Annotated in this window: 11 protein-coding genes and 1 pseudogene; 5 read left to right on the top strand and 7 right to left on the bottom strand. The window is 72.5% G+C overall.

Features of this window, described 5'->3' with window-relative positions; all coding sequences use genetic code 11:
- From J7E93_RS12730 to J7E93_RS12720, 3 genes and pseudogenes are all read right to left on the bottom strand, one after another.
- Positions 1-629, bottom strand: a pseudogene (locus J7E93_RS12730) (hypothetical protein); the annotation flags it as partial.
- Between the two features lie 7 nt (positions 630-636).
- Complete coding sequence (locus tag J7E93_RS12725; protein ID WP_215068598.1) at positions 637-1,119, bottom strand: DUF2771 domain-containing protein; 483 nt, start codon at positions 1,117-1,119, stop codon at positions 637-639.
- A gap of 94 nt (positions 1,120-1,213) precedes the next feature.
- Complete coding sequence (locus tag J7E93_RS12720) at positions 1,214-2,581, bottom strand: MFS transporter (RefSeq protein ID WP_308368441.1); 1,368 nt, start codon at positions 2,579-2,581, stop codon at positions 1,214-1,216.
- Between the two features lie 337 nt (positions 2,582-2,918).
- On the opposite strand from J7E93_RS12720, the gene J7E93_RS12715 reads away from it, so the two are divergent.
- Together J7E93_RS12715 and J7E93_RS12710 are read left to right on the top strand one after the other, a co-directional pair.
- The gene (locus J7E93_RS12715) at positions 2,919-3,839 is read left to right on the top strand and encodes a DUF3027 domain-containing protein (RefSeq protein ID WP_215068595.1); all 921 of its coding nucleotides are present in this window, start codon (positions 2,919-2,921) and stop codon (positions 3,837-3,839) included.
- Positions 3,840-4,300: 461 nt separating this feature from the next.
- Entirely contained in the window at positions 4,301-7,438 is a 3,138-nt protein-coding gene (locus J7E93_RS12710) for a sacsin N-terminal ATP-binding-like domain-containing protein (RefSeq protein WP_215068593.1), read from the top strand.
- Between the two features lie 71 nt (positions 7,439-7,509).
- Here J7E93_RS12710 and J7E93_RS12705 read toward each other — a convergent pair whose 3' ends face one another.
- From J7E93_RS12705 to J7E93_RS12695, 3 genes are all read right to left on the bottom strand, one after another.
- Positions 7,510-10,050 carry a hypothetical protein gene (locus J7E93_RS12705; RefSeq protein WP_215068591.1) on the bottom strand — a complete coding sequence of 847 codons (2,541 nt, stop codon included), beginning with the start codon at positions 10,048-10,050 and terminating at the stop codon, positions 7,510-7,512.
- Between the two features lie 68 nt (positions 10,051-10,118).
- Positions 10,119-12,530 carry an HAD-IC family P-type ATPase gene (locus tag J7E93_RS12700; protein WP_215068583.1) on the bottom strand — a complete coding sequence of 804 codons (2,412 nt, stop codon included), beginning with the start codon at positions 12,528-12,530 and terminating at the stop codon, positions 10,119-10,121.
- An 88-nt stretch (positions 12,531-12,618) separates the two neighbouring features.
- On the bottom strand, positions 12,619-12,921 hold the full coding sequence (locus tag J7E93_RS12695; protein WP_215068581.1) for a DUF2530 domain-containing protein: 303 nt from the start codon (positions 12,919-12,921) through the stop codon (positions 12,619-12,621).
- Between the two features lie 169 nt (positions 12,922-13,090).
- Here J7E93_RS12695 and J7E93_RS12690 point away from each other — a divergent pair, with 169 nt between their 5' ends.
- On the top strand, positions 13,091-14,542 hold the full coding sequence (locus J7E93_RS12690; protein ID WP_215068579.1) for an NCS2 family permease: 1,452 nt from the start codon (positions 13,091-13,093) through the stop codon (positions 14,540-14,542).
- On the opposite strand, the gene J7E93_RS12685 is transcribed toward J7E93_RS12690, so the two are convergent.
- Positions 14,535-14,744 carry a BrnA antitoxin family protein gene (locus tag J7E93_RS12685; protein ID WP_215068577.1) on the bottom strand — a complete coding sequence of 70 codons (210 nt, stop codon included), beginning with the start codon at positions 14,742-14,744 and terminating at the stop codon, positions 14,535-14,537. The genes J7E93_RS12690 and J7E93_RS12685 overlap by 8 nt on opposite strands.
- A 132-nt stretch (positions 14,745-14,876) precedes the next feature.
- On the opposite strand from J7E93_RS12685, the gene J7E93_RS12680 reads away from it, so the two are divergent.
- Both J7E93_RS12680 and J7E93_RS12675 read left to right on the top strand, forming a co-directional pair.
- A complete protein-coding gene (locus J7E93_RS12680) occupies positions 14,877-15,320 on the top strand; it encodes a MarR family winged helix-turn-helix transcriptional regulator (protein WP_215068575.1) in 444 nt (147 codons plus the stop codon).
- A gap of 56 nt (positions 15,321-15,376) precedes the next feature.
- On the top strand, positions 15,377-16,714 hold the full coding sequence (locus J7E93_RS12675; RefSeq protein ID WP_215068573.1) for an MFS transporter: 1,338 nt from the start codon (positions 15,377-15,379) through the stop codon (positions 16,712-16,714).
- Positions 16,715-16,815: the final 101 nt, after the last annotated feature.

Genomic DNA, 16,815 nt, shown 5'->3' with positions numbered 1-16,815 from the left:
GCCGGTGCGGCAGCCGGGTGGGAAGCCTGGGTGGGAGCCGGGGTGAGAGTCGGTGCGGCAGCCGGGTCGGGAGCCGGTGCGGCAGCCGGAGGGGAAGCCGGGTCGAGAGTCGGTGCGGCAGCCGGGTCGAGAGCCGGTGCGGCAGCCGGGTGGGAAGCCGGTGCGGCAACCGTGTGGGGAGCCGGGGTGGGGGCGTCGTGCGGCGCGTAGCCGGTCCAGGCGTCCGGCAGGGACGCCGCGGCGAGGGCGGTCGCGGTCGCGACGGCGACCGCCGCCGGTCCGACGCCCCCGACGAGGACGTCGACGACGGGAAGGACCGGGGCGCCGGTCGGCATCCCCGACCGGGACCCGCCGAGCCGGTGCTCGGTGCCGGAGACCCGACCGGCGCCCTGCGCGGGCGCGGGCCGGGAGACGGGGTGGTGGGCGGATGTGGTGTCCGGACCGGGGGCCGTGGGATCGCCGGGTACGGCCCCGGCGCCCGGCGCCGGGATCGTGCCCGCGTGGCGGCGCAGCCTGAAGCCGCCCGGCAGGGGGATCTCGCCCGATCCAGGGCCCCCGAAGGGGAGGCCGCGGGCGACGGAGTCGGCCTCCGCCGCCACGGCCGTCACGATCAGGATCCGGAGGACCACCGGAGGATCAGGCGTCCTTCTTCAGCTGGAAGCTCCAGATGCCGGTGAGCTTCTTGCCGTCGGTCTCGACGATGGTCACCTGGGTCTCGTTGGTGGCCTCGCCGGTCTGGCTGGAGAAGAAGGCGCTGGCCGGGATGGTCCGGTACGTCTTCGTGTACGGCTCCGGCTCGGCCGCCTGGCCGCCGAGGAAGATGGTCCAGCCCTTCTCGGCGATCTCGGGGTCGACGCCGAAGCGGATCTTGTCGTCGGCGGAGACCGTGAGGGTCGTCTCGGCCTTCTTGTTGAGGCACTGCTGGATCTGCGACTCCTTGATGGCGTCGCCGTCGTTGTAGCAGGCAGCCTCGGAGTGCACCGACTCCGTTCCGACCGTCAGGGTCGCGAGCGGGGTCGGCTTGTCGCCGCAGGCGGAGAGGGTCAGGAGCCCGGCGGCGACGGCCCCGAGGGCGACGGCGGCCCGGCGGCGCGAGCCGGTGAAGAACGCAACGGTCATGGCCCGAGGCTATCGGGCGTGTCGAGCTGCGCCACGCGGGGGTGCGGCGCGCCGCGTTTTCCGCCCTGTGTGGCCGCCCTCCCCGTCCGGGTCCTCACACCACCTCGGGTCTCGCGTGGCTGCCCTTCCGGGCCGCCGTGAGCAGGCCGCGGACCGCGAGGAGCACGCCCAGGCCCAGGATGGCCGCCGCCACCGACATGCCCAGGGTGCCGTTCAGCGGCAGCGCGATGCCGATCGCGCCGCCCACCACCCACGCCATCTGCAGCAGCGTCTCCGAGCGGGCGAACGCCGACGTACGGACCACCTCCGGCACGTCCCGCTGGATCAGCGCGTCCAGGGAGAGTTTCGACAGCGCCTGCGTCAGACCCGCCGTCGCCCCCAGCACCGCCACCATCAGCCCGCCGAAGAAGACCGCCGTACAGGCCGCCGCCACGAGCACGATCGTGATCATCGTGGCGATGATCACTTCGGGACCGTGGCCCCGCTCCCGCAGCAGCGAGCCGACCGCCGTCCCGCACGCGTTCCCCACCCCGGCGCAGATCCCCACGATCGCCAGGGACAGCGCCGCGCTCTGGCCCGACAGCGGATGCTCGCGCAGCAGGAACGCCAGGAAGAAGATCAGGAATCCGGAGAGCACCCGCTGCGCCGTGTTCGCCTGCAGGCCGTGCAGCACGGCCGGACCGACCGTCCGCAGGCTCGGCTTCTTCTCGCCGTGGGTGAGCAGGTGCGCCCGGCGTTCGCCCTTCGCCGAGTCGACCTTGTGCGGCATCCGGAACGCCCAGAACGCGCCCAGCAGGAACAGCGCGCACGCCCCGTACAGCGGGTAGCCCGGTCCGACCTGCTGCAGCCCCGCGCCGATGGGTGCGGCGATGCCGGTGGCCAGCAGGCCCGCCAGGGTGACCCGGGAGTTCGCCTTGACCAGGGAGAAGCCCGGTGGGAGCAGGCGCGGCACGACCGCGCTGCGGACCACTCCGTACGCCTTCGACGCCACGAGCACGCCCAGCGCCGCCGGATACAGCTCCAGGCCGCCGGTGGCCACCGCACCGGACATGGTGATCGCCAGGACGGCGCGGGTCAGCATCGCCCCGGCCATCGCCGCGCGGCGGCCGTGCGGGATGCGGTCCAGGAGCGGGCCGATCACGGGAGCCAGCAGGGTGAACGGGGCCATGGTGATCGCCAGGTAGAGCGCGACCCGGCCGCGTGCCTCGTCCGTCGGCACCGAGAAGAAGACCGTGGACGCGAGCGCGACGGTGATCATGACGTCACCGGCGCCGTTCACCGCGTGCAGCTCGATCAGTTTGCCCAGGCCCGATTCGCCCGCCCCGTGGGCGTGCGTCGCCTTCCTGATGCCCCTCGCGGTGCCGGTGAAGGGCCGGTGGAGGGCGCGCCCGACCGCCCGGCCCGCTCGGCTGAGCGGCCCGGCATGATCGGGGGATCGTGCGGACGACCGTGCGGCTGCCACTCCGTCATAGTGCCCCACACCCTTCGTTTGCGAACCGTGGCGCGGCCCCGCGAGCCGTCATCGGACGTCCGCGATCCGGGCCACTTGGGGCGGGCAGGTGGGCGGCGGGCGGCAGAGGGGGTAGCGTGCGTAGCGCGCCACCGGCGGAAGTTCTCGGCCGCGCGCCTCTTCGGCATCCCGCAGAATGGATGACGATAGGTGTGCCCGAGACACGCGAGACATGTCGGGTGCGGACGTCGATGCGGCCCCCCGGTCCGCTCCGCCCGCCGCCCGGTGATATCGCTCCCGCTCCTCGGCCGGCGCACCCGTGAGACGGCGTAGGAGAGAAGCGAGACCTGTGAGTGCTGCGACGACGCGAAGCCGTACTGCGCGTACCCCGCGTACCCCCGACCGCCTGTGCGCCGAGGCGGTAGACCTTGCGCGGGCGGCCGCCGAGGAGGCCGCCGCACCCGGCACCGTCGGGGCGTATGTGGAGGCCGTCGCCGAAGGTGACCGGGTCGTCACCCATTTCTTCGAGGCCGAGGAGCCCGGCTACCGGGGCTGGCGTTGGGCGGTGACGGTCACCCGGGCCTCCCGGGCGAAGAACGTCACGCTGGACGAGACCGTCCTGCTGCCCGGCTCCGACGCCCTCCTCGCCCCCGAGTGGGTGCCGTGGAGCGAGCGGCTGCGTCCGGGCGACATGGGGCCGGGGGATCTGCTGCCGACGGAGCAGGACGACCTGCGGCTCGAACCCGGCTACACCGGCGAGGACGCCCCGCCGCCGAACTCCGTGGTCTCGGAGGAGATGGCGGACCATCTCGACGCCGAGGACGCGGAGATCGTCTCCCGTACGCCGTCCCGGGGCGCCATCGCCTCGGTCGCCGAGGAGCTCGGCATGCGACGGGCGCGGGTGCTCTCCCGATACGGGCTGCATGTGGCGGCGGACCGCTGGGACGAGGCGTTCGGCGCGAAGACCCCGATGGCACAGGCCGCCCCGGCGTCCTGCGAGTCCTGCGCGTTCCTGGTGCCGCTGGCCGGCTCCCTGAAGCAGGCCTTCGGCGTCTGCGCGAACGAGTTCTCCCCGGCGGACGGGCGGGTCGTCTCGCTCGCGTACGGCTGCGGCGGGCACTCCGAGGCGGCGGTCATGCCGAAGCCTCCGCGCCCGGCGCCGCCGGTCCTCGACTCGATGGCGGCGGACGAGTTCCCGCTCCGCCCGGCGAAGGACTCGGGCTCCACGACGGAACCGGACGAGGTCTTCGAGGATCTCGGCCACTCCTGATCCACCGGGGGCCGGCCCTGATCCCGGGCATTCCCGGCCCGCCGGGGCCGGCCCTCGATCTCGCACGCCGGTCTCCCGGGGTCGGCCTGGAATCTCGCACGCCGGCCTCCGGGCCGGCCCAGGATCTCGGCCGCTCCCAGGCCGTGTCCGTAAAGTCTCGCCCGGCCCGCGAGGCCCTGCACGCACTCCCCCGTAGCCCTTCGGGCGCGGGAGGTGCCCCCGCGCTGCGTTGCCGAAGTGCCCAAGTAGCTCCGCCACGAGGGCATCCCGGCGCCTCGCGAGCGCGTCCACCAGGCCCTGCGGGCCTGGGGAGATCCCGTGCACCGAGCGCCGCGGGCCCCGCCCTTCGGGCGGACGGCGATACTCTGCGGACACTCCCCCGCCCCACGGAGTCGGCCCTCCGACACGGAGCGGCGCTGGTCGCGGTACCTTCGGGCCCCTGCCCCATCCCGTTCCGCAGAGTGGAGTCAGACGTGAGCGTCAGCGTCAGGACGACGACCGACGGAGCCGACCCCTTCGGCACCGCCCGGCTGCGGCGGGGCGTGCTCGATTCCTGGGGGGCCGGGCCCGCCCGCTTCCGGGAGGACGCCAACGCCGAGGAGGACCTCGCGCTCGGCGGCTACCGAGACCGCCTCGTCGTCGAGCTCGCCCAGAACGCCGCCGACGCCGCCCGCAGGGCAGGCGTCACCGGGCGGCTGCGGCTGACCCTCCACCCCGCCGGGCCCGACGCCCCCGCCGTCCTGGCCGCCGCCAACACCGGTGCCCCGCTGGACGCGACCGGCGTCGAGTCGCTGTCCACCCTGCGCGCCTCCGCCAAGCGCGAGCACGACACCACCGCCGTCGGCCGTTTCGGCGTCGGCTTCGCCGCCGTCCTCGCCGTCAGCGACGAGCCCGCCGTCCTGGGCCGCCACGGCGGTGTCCGCTGGTCCCTCGCCGAGGCCCGCGAGCTGGCCGCCGAGGCCGCCCGGCACAGCCCCGGCCTCGGTGACGAGCTGCGCCGCCGCGACGGCCACGTCCCGCTGCTGCGGCTTCCGCTGCCCGCCGAGGGCACCGCCCCCGAGGGCTACGACACCGTCGTCGTGCTGCCGCTGCGGGACTCCGCGGCCGTCGACCTCGCCGAGCGGCTCCTCGGCGCCATCGACGACGCCCTGCTCCTCACCCTTCCGGGGCTCGCCGAGGTCGTGGTCGAGACGGCGGAGGGCGTACGGGTCCTCCAGCGCGCCCAGGACGAGGCGGACGAGGCGTACGTCCTCATCGACGACACCGCGACCCGGGAGACCCGCCGCTGGCGGACCGTCAGCCACGGCGGCCCCCTCGACGCGGCCCTCCTGAAGGGCCGTCCCGTCGAGGAACGGCTGCGCCCGCACTGGTCGGTGACCTGGGCCGTCCCCGTCGACGGCGAGGGCGCCCCGCTGTACCCCCGTACCGCGCCGGTCGTCCACGCCCCGACCCCCACCGACGAACCGCTCGGCCTGCCCGCGCTGCTGATCGCCTCGCTGCCGCTGGACACCGCCCGGCGCCACCCCGCGCCCGGGCCGCTCACCGACTTCCTCGTCGAGCGCGCGGCCGACGCCTACGCCGAACTCCTCGCCGACTGGCAGCCGGTGACCGTCGCCACGATCGACCTGGTGCCCGGGCCGCTCGGCAAGGGGCCCTTGGACGGGGCGCTGCGCGCGGCGATCCTCCAGCGGCTGCCGCGGGTGGCCTTCCTGGCCCCCGAGGCGCCGTCGGAGGAGGTGCCGGCGCTGCGGCCCGTGGAGGCCGAGGTGGTGGAGGGCGCGGGCGCCGAGACGGTGTCCGTGCTCGCCGAGGTCCTGCCGACGCTCCTGCCGGCCGGTCTGGAGCGCCGCCCCGAACTGCGCACGCTCGGCGTGGGCCGGCTGCCGCTGACCGACGTCATCGACCGGCTCGCCGGCCTGGAGCGCGAACCGTCGTGGTGGTGGCGGCTGTACGACTCCCTCGCCGGCGTCGACCCCGACCGCCTCACCGGCCTTCCGGTGCCCCTGGCCTCCGGCCGTACCACCATCGGCCCCCGCCAGGTCCTGCTGCCGCAGGAGCACACTCCGGTCGATCTCGCCCGCCTCGGCCTGAAGGTCGCCCACCCGGAGGCGGCCCACCCGCTCCTGGAGAAGCTCGGCGCGCTGCCCGCCACGCCCCGCGCCGTGCTGACGACGCCCCAGGTGAGGATGGCGGTCGCCGGCTCCATGGAGGCGGGGGAGATCTGGGACGAGGACGCGGACACCCTGGACGCGGACGAGCTCGCCGAGGCGGTGCTCGCTCTCGTACGGGACGCGGAGCTGGAACCCGGCGACGAGCCGTGGCTCGGGGCGCTGGCCCTGCCCGACGAGGACGGGGAGCTCGCGCCCGCCGGTGAACTGGTGCTGCCCGGCGGCGCTTTCGCCGCCGTGATGCGCGAGGGTGAACTCGCCCTCTGCGACGCAGAGCTGGCCGAGCGGTGGGGCGAACAGCCCCTCGCCGCCTGCGGGGTGCTCGCCGACTTCGCCCTGGTCCGGGCCACCGACCTGGTCCTCGACCCGGACGAGCTGGAGCCCCGCGAGGGGGACTACGCCGAGCCGGACGACGCCGGTCTCCTCGACGCGGTCGACGTGTGGTGCGAGGACGTCCTGGACCGGCTGCCGGAGTCCCCGGTGCCGCCGGTGGCGACCGAGATCGTCGCCGTACGGGACCTGGACCTGGTCGACGACGACGCCTGGCCGCAGGCGCTCTCGCTGCTGGCGAAGCCGCCGCTGCGGGACGCGCTGATCCAGCCGGTCCGGGTGCTGATGCCGGACGGCACGACCGAGACCGTACGGTCGTACACCGCCTGGTGGCTGCGCGACCACCCCGTCCTCGACGGCCGCCGCCCGGCGGGCCTGCGGGCGGCGGGCACGGACCCGCTGCTGATCGGCCTGTACGACTCCGCCGACGCGACCGGGTTCGAGGACGAGCAGGTCCTGCGGGCGCTGGGCGTGCGGACCTCCGTCGCCGCGCTCCTGGACGAGCCGGGCGGCGCCGCCGAGCTCCTGACCCGCCTCGCGTCGCCGGAGCGGGAGGTGAGCGGCGCCCAGCTGCACGCCCTCTACACGGCGCTCGCCGACCTGGACCCGGAGCAGGTGACCCTCCCGGACGAGCTGCGCGCGGTCGTGGACGGCTCCCTCCTGGTGGTCGACGCCTCGGAGGCCCTGGTCGCCGATGCCCCCGACCTCCTCCCGCTCGCCGCCGGGCTGCCGCTGCTGCCGGTGGCCCCGTCCCGCGCGGCCGACCTGGCGGAGCTGTTCCAGGTCCGCCGTCTGAGCGAGACCGTCGAGGCGGAGGTCACCACGGTCGGCGAGGAGCACGAGGTGCCCTCCTCGGTCCACGCCCTCCTCGGCCCGGCGACCCCGTCCACGTACGTCGAGCACGAGGAGCTCCGCGCCGCGGGCGTCGAGCTGGACTGGCGCCGTACCCCCGACGGCACCCTCCACGCCGCGACCCTGGAGGGTGTCGCGGCGGGCCTCGCCTGGGCGGCCGGCCAATGGCCCCGCCGCTTCGAGGTCGCGGCGCTCCTGGAGGACCCGTCGAGAACGGCGGAACTGGCGCGCGACAGGTGGTTCGACTGAACCGGCGTCAGGCGTGAAGGGGCCCCGGTCGCCGACGGCGACCGGGGCCCCTTCACGCAGGTGAGGACGGGTCAGCGCACGTCGACGGCGTCCGCGGCCAGGACGGGCGGGGCGGTGGTCGGGTTCCAGCTGGGGCCGGCGCTCCAGCGGTACTCGCCGTCGTAGGCCGCCTTGAGGGCGACCACCGCCTTGCCGGTGGAGTCCGTGGTGGCGACCCCGACCAGCGTGTAGGCGGAGGTGCCCGCCTTGCGGAACTCCAGGTTCACCCGCTGCCTCGGATGCCCGAGATACCCGCCGGCCAGCCAGTCGGAGACGGTGAACCGGCCGGTGACGGTGAGCGTCGCGCCCTTGGCGACCGGTTCCGGCGTGGCGTCGGTGGTCAGCCGGGTCGGCCGCACGATCCGTACCGTCAGGGCCGCGTGCACGTCCGCGTAGCTCGTGCCGTCCTGCGACTCGGCCCAGGCGGCGACCTTCCACTCGCCGGCGAGCGCGTTGTCCACGAGGTGGCGGGGGGCGAGGTTCAGCCACCCCTCGCACGAGGAGGTCGTGGCGTTCGCCGGAGTGCACTGGGTCCACTGGAACGGGAAGACGGCGTCGGGGCGTTCGTACGAGCCCTTGTAGAGGGCCATGCCGCCGCGCGCGATCCCGGCGGGCGAGGTGACCGTGAACGCGGCCTCGACATCGGTCGGGTACTGGCCGGTCGCCCCGTCGATGACGACAGGCCTGCCGCCGTTGACCGTCACGCCGCTGATCTTGACCCCGCCGGCCGACTCGTCGGGCAGGCTGACGGATCCGGGCCCGCCGAAGGCGCGGATCAGGGTCGTGCGGACCGTGGCACCGGAGTCGTCCCTGCCGGTGGCGCGCAGCGACACGAAGCGGTCGCCGGCGCCGACGGTGATGTCCCCCTCGGCGGAGGCGGGCTGCCAGGTCGCGCCGTCGTCGGTCGAGTACTCCAGGCCGGTCAGGGACGCCGTCGCGGCCGTCGAGCGGGAGGTGACCGTGGCGGCGACCCGGACCGGACCGGCCGCGGCCGTGTTGCGGATGTCCAGCGACGGAACGTCGAACGTCACGTCGAGCAGCGGCAGGAAGTTGTCCTGGCGCGGCACGGAGGAGTAGCCGGACGAGGTGAACGTCCACTCCCGCACCAGCCGGGTCGACAGCCGCGCGTGCGGGCCGCGCCGGATGGTGGTGTGCGTGAACTCGTAGGGGGCGGAGGAGGACGACACCGTGGCGCTGTAGGTCTTGAAGCCTCCTTCGTACGCGCTGTCGACGAGGGTCACGCCCCGGGAAGTCAGCCGGTACTGCTGGAGCGCCTCGTGGTCGGCGCCCTGGTTGCCGCGCGCGTCGGTGAAGGAGTAGGGCTCGTACAGGCCGATGTGCGTCGCACTCCGGCCGGAGTGGCCGCCGGCGCCGGGCTGGAGCGGTCCTCGGCCGATCGTCTCGCCCGCGGAGGTACCGGTCGGCAGCGTACGGTCGCCGAGCTGCACATGGTTGCCGCCGTCCAGCAGGGAGCGGCCGAACGTCACGTTCGGAGTCACGTACTCGGTGAGGGTGCCGGGCGTGGTCACCGGGGAGGCGGCCTGCGCCGCGACGAACGGCTCGGTGTCGGCCGGCTTGCGGTACGTGTCCAGCGAGGCGGTCTGGCGCCCGGCGAGCGAGTGGAACGTCGTGACGGTCTTCGCCAGGCCGGCGGTCTTCACGGTGACGACCGGGTTCGCCGGAACCGTGTTCCTGAACTGGTGAACCAGGTCGTAGCGGTACGGGCTGGGCCTGAGTCGGCTCGATCCGTACTTCGTGAGCACGTCGTGGAGATGGACCGTGACGCCGCTCATCGTGAACGGGGAGACGAAGATCCTGTCCGCGCCGCCGCCGATCTGGCCGACCGTGTCGCCGTTGGGCGTCGTCAGCCACACAGCGGCCCCGGCGCGGCGCGCGCTCGTGTCGTCGCTGACGATGCCCATCGGCTTGGCGGCCTTCTCGTCGAAGACCACGTTGGCCGTCGTGCCGCCGACCGTGAAGGTCTTCGTGAGGAGGTAGCCGGGTCGCGTCTCGGCGTAGTAGTCGTACTGGATGGTGGCGAAGTAGGTGCCCGGGGGGACGTTCGCCGTGCCCCGAGGCATGTACTGCTCGGTCGTGACGTCGTACCGCGTCCAGGTGGAGGTGTTCCACAGGCTTATGTACGTGCCGACGGCATAGCCGCCGGCGACGGAGAAGTTCACCCTCTGGTTCGCGGTCGTCCCGTACTCGCCGTACGGCGTGAGGCCCGAAGCGGCCTCGTCCGTCCGGACGGTCGTGGCCGGAAGGGGCTTCTCCTCGCCGATCGGCTGGACCGTCAGCTCACCGTCGGTCTGCTCGAAGGCGTACTTCCCGGAGGCCTGTCGCCCGACGGCGGCGGCCACCCGGAAGCCCTTCGTACCGGGGATGCGCTCCAGTCGCTCACCGGTGGCCAGCTTCACGCCGGCGCCCTTGTCCATGCCCTTCGTGGCAGGGACGGGGTTCTCGGTCGCCGAGACCTGCCCCGGCACGAGCGTCATACCGGTGGCCGCCAGGACGCCCGCGAGGGCGCCCACGACCGTTCTCCGCAGGTTTCTGCGGTTCTTCGTCACGTGCATGTGTACGCGGATCCCCCCACGCCTCAGATGTCACAGCGATCGCTGTCGGCACAGGGTAAACCCCGTGCTCAGGCGGGAGATCGCCGGTCCACCCAGCGCCAGGCGAACTCCAGCGTCCCCGCCCCCACCGCCGCGATCGCGACCGCCGTCCACGGCATCGTGACGCCCACCAGCTTCAGCGCGAAGAAGTCCTGGAGCCAGGGCACCACGAGGACCACCAGGAAGCCGGAGGCCATCGCGGCGACCAGGCCGACGCGCCACCAGGTGTAGGGGCGGGCGACGATCGCCAGGACCCACATGGAGACCAGGAAGAGCGTCAGGGTCGCCGCGCTCGTCTCGGCCGCCAGGGCGGCCGTGCCGCTGTAGTGGGAGCGGGCGAGCAGGTACGTGGTGAAGGTGGCCGCCGCGGCGATGATGCCGCCGGGGATCGCGTACCGCATCACCCTGCGGACGAAGTGCGGCTTCGCGCGCTCCTTGTTGGGGGCGAGGGCGAGGAAGAAGGCCGGGACGCCGATGGTGAGGGTGGACAGCAGCGTCACGTGCCGGGGCAGGAAGGGGTAGTCGACCTGGGAGCAGACGACCAGGATCGCCAGCAGGACGGAGTAGACCGTCTTGGTGAGGAACAGGGTCGCCACGCGCGTGATGTTGCCGATGACCCGGCGCCCCTCGGCCACCACCGAGGGGAGGGTGGCGAAGGAGTTGTTCAGCAGGACGATCTGGGCGACGGCCCGGGTCGCCTCGGAGCCCGAGCCCATGGAGACGCCGATGTCGGCGTCCTTGAGCGCCAGCACGTCGTTGACGCCGTCGCCGGTCATGGCGACCGTGTGCCCGTGGGCTTGGAGCGCGCCGACCATGTCCCGTTTCTGCTGCGGGGAGACCCGGCCGAAGACCGCGTGGTCGTCGAGGGCCTTCGCCATCTCCTCCCGTTCGGCGGGCAGCAGGCGGGCGTCGACGGTGTTCTGCGCCCCGGGGAGGCCGAGCTTGCCGGCCACCGCGCCGACCGAGACCGCGTTGTCGCCGGAGAGGACCTTGGCGGCGACGTTCTGGTCCGCGAAGTAGGCGAGCGTGTCGGCGGCGTCGGGCCGCAGCCGCTGTTCGAGGACGACGAGGGCGGTGGCGTGGGCGTCGCGGGCCACGTCGGGGGAGTCGAGCTCGCGGGTGGTGCGGGCGAGGAGCAGGACGCGCAGGCCCTGTTCGTTGAGGTGGTCGATCTCGGCGAGGACGGGGTCGCCGTCCGGCAGGAGCACGTCCGGGGCGCCGAGCAGCCATGCGGAGGTCTCGCCGTTGCCCTCGCTGAAGGCGGCGCCGCTGTACTTGCGGGCGGAGGAAAAGGGCAGGGCCTCGGTGCAGCGCCACTCCTCGGCGTCCGGGTAGGCGTCGATGATGGCCTGGAGCGAGGCGTTGGGGCGGGGGTCGGATTCGCCGAGCGCGCCGAGGACCTTCCGTACGTACGGCTCGTCGCTGCCGCCCAGGGGGCGCAGTTCGGTGACGTCCATGCCGCCCTCGGTGAGGGTGCCCGTCTTGTCGAGGCAGACGACGTCGACCCGGGCCAGGCCCTCGATGGCGGGCAGTTCCTGCACGAGGCACTGTTTGCGGCCCAGCCGGATCACCCCGATCGCGAAGGCGACGGAGGTGAGCAGGACGAGGCCTTCGGGGATCATCGGGACGATGCCGCCGACGGTCCGGGCGAGGGAGTCCTTGAGGTTGCTGTCCTTGACGACCAGCTGGCTGATGACCAGGCCGATCGCGGTCGGGACCATCATCCACGTCACGTACTTGAGGATGGTGGAGATGCCGGAGCGCAGCTCGGAGTGGACGAGGGTGAAGCGGGAGGCCTCCTCGGCGAGCTGGGCGGCGTAGGCCTCGCGCCCGACCTTGGTGGCGGTGAACGCGCCGCCGCCGGCGACCACGAACGAGCCGGACATCATCCGGTCGCCGGGTTTCTTCACGACCGGGTCGGCCTCGCCGGTGAGCAGCGACTCGTCGATCTCCAGGTTGTCGGCCTCCGCGAGCTCGCCGTCGACGACCACCTTGTCGCCGGGGCCGAGTTCGATCAGGTCGCCGAGCACGATCTCGGAGGTGGAGACCGACCCGGAGGTCCCGTCGCGGCGCACGGTGGGTCTGGCCTCGCCGATGACGGCGAGCGAGTCGAGGGTCCTCTTGGCGCGCAGCTCCTGGATGATGCCGATACCGGTGTTGGCGACGATCACGAAGCCGAAGAGGCTGTCCTGGATCGGCGCGACGAAGAACATGACCACCCAGAGCACGCCGATGATCGCGTTGAAGCGGGTGAGGACGTTGCCGCGGACGATGTCGGCGGTGGAGCGGCTGGAGCGGACGGGTATGTCGTTGACCTCGCCGCGGGCGACGCGTTCGGCGACCTCGGCGGAGGTCAGTCCGGCGGCGCGGTGGACGACGACAGGGGGTTCGGTCGCCACGCTCTCGCCGCCGTCCGTATCGATCTTCGACCGCTGAGTCATGTTTTCGACGGTACGACCGGAATGGGTCGTTCACCCGCCGAGAGGGCCGAAGATCGGACCGGGGGAGGACGGAAATGGTCCCGCGGTACTACGGGGCGGACGCCTCGGTGCCGGTGCCGGTGCCGGTCTCGGTGCCGGCGTGCTTGATCGCCGCGTCGCGCTTGATCGCCGCGTCGCGCTTGCGGACGTACCAGATGCCGATCAGGCCGAGCCCCGCGCCGGCCAGGCAGGTCCACACCCACCAGGTCAGGTCGTGGTCGTCGAACCAGCCGTAGAAGGGGATCTGCACCAGGAACAGGACGAACCAGAGGATCGTGCCGCCGGTGATGGTGGCGACGACGGGCCCCTCCAGGGGCTCGGGTGCCTCGTGCTTCGGGATCCACTTCGCCATGCCCGTCAGTCTAGGCGGCCGTACGTCCGAGCGGTCCTGAGCCGGGTCTACGCGCGGAGATGGACGCTCGTCCGTTCATGTGTTCATACTGAAACGGTTTGCCTCTGGCGGGTTTCTTTCGTACGAACCGCCAACGAGCGTCATGAACGTACCCGAAGAGGAACCCCCCATGAGCACCACGGCCGCCGCCAAGGCCACCGCCCCCGAGCCGCAGGGCCCCCAGGGCCCGCTCTCCGGTCTCGACCGCTACTTCAAGATCTCCGAGCGCGGCTCCACCATCGCCCGTGAGGTCCGTGGCGGCTTCGCCACCTTCTTCGCGATGGCCTACATCATCGTGCTGAACCCGATCATCCTCGGCAGCGCCAAGGACATGTACGGGCACCAGCTCGACGGCGGCCAGCTGGCCACCGCGACCGTGCTCACCGCGGCCTTCTCGACCCTTCTCATGGGTGTCATCGGCAATGTGCCGATCGCGCTGGCGGCCGGCCTCGGCGTCAACACGGTCGTCGCCCTCCAGCTCGCGCCCAAGATGTCCTGGCCGGACGCGATGGGCATGGTCGTCCTCGCCGGCATCGTGGTGATGCTCCTGGTCGCGACCGGTCTGCGCGAGCGGGTGATGAACGCCGTCCCGGTGGGTCTGCGCAAGGGCATCGCCATCGGTATCGGCCTCTTCATCATGCTCATCGGCCTGGTCGACTCGGGCTTCGTCTCCCGGATCCCCGACGCCGCCCACACCACCGTCCCGCTGCAGCTCGGCGGCGACGGTCACCTCACCGGCTGGCCGGTCCTGGTCTTCGTCCTGGGCGCCCTGCTCACCCTCGCGCTGATCATCCGCAAGGTGCCGGGCGCGATCCTGATCTCGATCGTCGTGATGACGATCGCGGCCATGGTGATCAACGCCGTCGCCACCGTCCCGTCCTGGGGTCTGACCACCCCGACCTGGCCCGGCAACCCGGTCGCCTCTCCCGACTTCGGCCTGGTCGGCGAGGTGAGCCTGTTCGGCGGCTTCGACAAGGTCGGCCTGCTGACCGGCGTCCTCTTCGTCTTCACCGTCCTGCTGTCCTGCTTCTTCGACGCCATGGGCACGATCCTCGGCGTCGGCGACGAGGCCAAGCTGATGGACAAGGACGGCAACTTCCCCGGCATCAACAAGGTCCTGCTCGTGGACGGCCTGGCCGTCGCCTCCGGCGGTGCCACCTCCTCCTCGGCCACCACCTGCTTCGTGGAGTCCACGGCCGGTGTCGGCGAGGGCGCGCGCACGGGCCTCGCGTCGGTGGTCACCGGCGGCCTGTTCTCGGTGGCGCTGTTCCTCACGCCGCTCGCGACGATGGTGCCGTCCCAGGCGGCCACGCCCGCGCTGCTCGCGGTCGGCTTCCTGATCCTGGCCGGATCGGTCAGGGACATCGACTGGAGCGACTTCACCATCGCGGTGCCGGCGTTCCTGGCGATGGTGATGATGCCGTTCACGTACTCGATCACCAACGGCATCGGCATCGGCTTCATCGCCTTCAGCGTGCTGCGGCTCGCGGCCGGCCGGGGCCGTGAGGTCCCGGTGGCCATGTACGTCGTGTCGGCGGTGTTCGTCTTCTACTACGCGATGCCGGCCCTCGGTCTCACGTGATCGGGCTGACCTGGTCGGGCTTCGACAGCCCGTAGAACTTCTCCGTCTCGTCGACGGCGGACTTGAACCGCTCGTCGAAGTCGTCGCGAATGAGCGTCCGGACCACATAGTCCTGGACGCTCATTCCGCGTTTGGCGGCATGCCCCCGGAGCCGGTCGAGCAGCTCACCGTCGATGCGCAGGCTGAGCACTGTCGATCCCATGCCAGTCAGCGTCGGGGCAGAAGGGGGCGCCGTGCGTCACTTTCCGGATCCGACTCACTCGTTCGGGTGACAGATATCGGCCGAGTGTTTTCGGTTGGTCTTTAGGTAGGGTAATGAGTTATTCTAAGGACCATGCCTGACCTGTCCCATGGCACCGCCGGCGACGCCGCGGCCGTGAACGCGCTCCGCTCCTCCGTCATGCGACTGAGCCGACGCCTCAAGCACCAGCGCGTCGACGAGTCGCTGAGCCCGACCGAGATGTCGGTCCTCGGCACCCTGGCGCTCTGCGGCTCCGCCACACCCGGCGAGCTGGCCCGCAAGGAGCACGTCCAGCCGCCGTCGATGACCCGCATCGTCGCGCTGCTCGAAGCCAAGGGGCTGGTCCGGCTGGAGCCGCACCCCGACGACCGCCGGCAGAAGGTCGTCAGCCAGACCGAGCAGGCCGAGGCCATGCTGGAAGAGTCCCGCCGCAAGCGGAACGCCTGGCTGGCGTCGCTCGCCGAGGGCCTGGACGAGGACGAGTGGGCCAAGCTGCGCGCGGCCGCTCCCGTCCTGGAGAAGCTCGCCCACCTGTAGAGACCCGCGGTAGAGACCCGCGACACAGACCCCCGACGCCGAGGAGGCGACGCACTTTGAGTACGGGACCCGGAGCAGACTCCGCACCCGTCCACAAACCCGAGATCCACATCCGCGGGCGGGGGGAAACCTTCTCCTCACTCCGCATACGCAACTACCGGCTCTTCTTCACCGGAGCCATCGTCTCCAACACCGGCACCTGGATGGCCCGCATCACCCAGGACTGGCTGGTGCTCAGCCTCACCGGCTCCGCCGCCGCGGTCGGCATCACCACGGCGCTGCAGTTCCTGCCGATGCTGCTCTTCGGCCTCTACGGCGGAGTCCTCGCCGACCGCTACCCGAAGCGGCGCATCCTCCTCATCAGCCAGGCCGCCCTCGGCCTCTGCGGACTCGCGCTCGCCGTCCTCACCCTCTCCGGCCACGTCCAGGTCTGGCACGTCTACCTGGTCGCCTTCCTGCTCGGCATGGTCACCGTCGTCGACAACCCGACCCGGCAGTCCTTCGTCTCCGAGATGGTCGGCCCGGACCAGCTGCGCAACGCCGTCTCGCTGAACTCCGCGAACTTCCAGTCGGCCCGGCTGGTCGGCCCGGCGGTCGCCGGTCTGCTGATCGCCACCGTCGGCAGCGGCTGGTCCTTCCTCCTCAACGGACTGTTCTTCCTCGCTCCCCTCACCGGCCTGCTGCTGATGCGCCCCGCCGAGTTCCACAAGGTGGAGCGCGCGCCGCGGGGCAAGGGGCAGCTGCGGGAGGGACTGCGGTACGTGGCCGGGCGACCGGACCTGATCTGGCCGATCGTCCTCGTCGGCTTCGTCGGCACCTTCGGGTTCAACTTCCCGATCTGGCTCACCGCCTTCGCGGATGACATCTTCCACGTCGGCGCGGGCACCTACGGCTTCCTGAACACCCTGATGGCGGCCGGCTCGCTCGCGGGCGCACTGCTCGCGGCCCGGCGGGGCACCACCCGGCTGCGGATGCTCGTGGGCGCGGCGGTGGTCTTCGGTCTGCTGGAGATCGCGGCCGCCCTCTCGCCGTCGTTCTGGCTCTTCGCGCTGCTGCTGGTGCCGATCGGCATGTTCGGCCTCACGGTCAACATCACCGCCAACTCGGCCGTCCAGCTGGCGACGGACCCCGTGATGCGGGGCCGTGTCATGAGCCTCTACATGATGGTCTTCGCCGGCGGCACCCCGATCGGGGCCCCGCTGCTCGGCTGGATCACCGACACGTACGGACCGCGGATCGGCTTCGCCACCGGCGGTCTGATCTCCCTCGCGGCGGCCGGTGTCGTCGGCCTCGTCCTGGCACGGGTCGGCGGCCTGAAGATGGCCTTCGGCTGGCACCACGGCCACCCCCAGGTCCGCTTCGTGGCCCGCGAGCGCCTGGCGACCGCGGCATAGGCGCCCTCCGGGGTGGGGCCCGTCGTCCCGCCGGGCGGGGCGGGTGGGCACACCCCGGAGCGCAGCGCCCTTCCTGGGCGCTCTTCGCGGACCCTCCGCCC

The organism is Streptomyces sp. ISL-36, assembly GCF_018614205.1.
Lineage (GTDB): Bacteria > Actinomycetota > Actinomycetes > Streptomycetales > Streptomycetaceae > Streptomyces.
Note: the sequence above shows the minus strand (reverse complement) of the source record. Positions and strands in the feature narration are given on the sequence as shown.

Coding starts and splice junctions, on each gene's coding strand:
- J7E93_RS12725 (WP_215068598.1), bottom strand. CDS start 1,119: ATGACCGTTGCGTTCTTCACCGGCTCGCGCCGCCGGGCCGCCGTCGCC.
- J7E93_RS12705 (WP_215068591.1), bottom strand. CDS start 10,050: ATGCACGTGACGAAGAACCGCAGAAACCTGCGGAGAACGGTCGTGGGC.
- J7E93_RS12700 (WP_215068583.1), bottom strand. CDS start 12,530: ATGACTCAGCGGTCGAAGATCGATACGGACGGCGGCGAGAGCGTGGCG.
- J7E93_RS12695 (WP_215068581.1), bottom strand. CDS start 12,921: ATGGCGAAGTGGATCCCGAAGCACGAGGCACCCGAGCCCCTGGAGGGG.
- J7E93_RS12690 (WP_215068579.1), top strand. CDS start 13,091: ATGAGCACCACGGCCGCCGCCAAGGCCACCGCCCCCGAGCCGCAGGGC.
- J7E93_RS12685 (WP_215068577.1), bottom strand. CDS start 14,744: ATGGGATCGACAGTGCTCAGCCTGCGCATCGACGGTGAGCTGCTCGAC.
- J7E93_RS12680 (WP_215068575.1), top strand. CDS start 14,877: ATGCCTGACCTGTCCCATGGCACCGCCGGCGACGCCGCGGCCGTGAAC.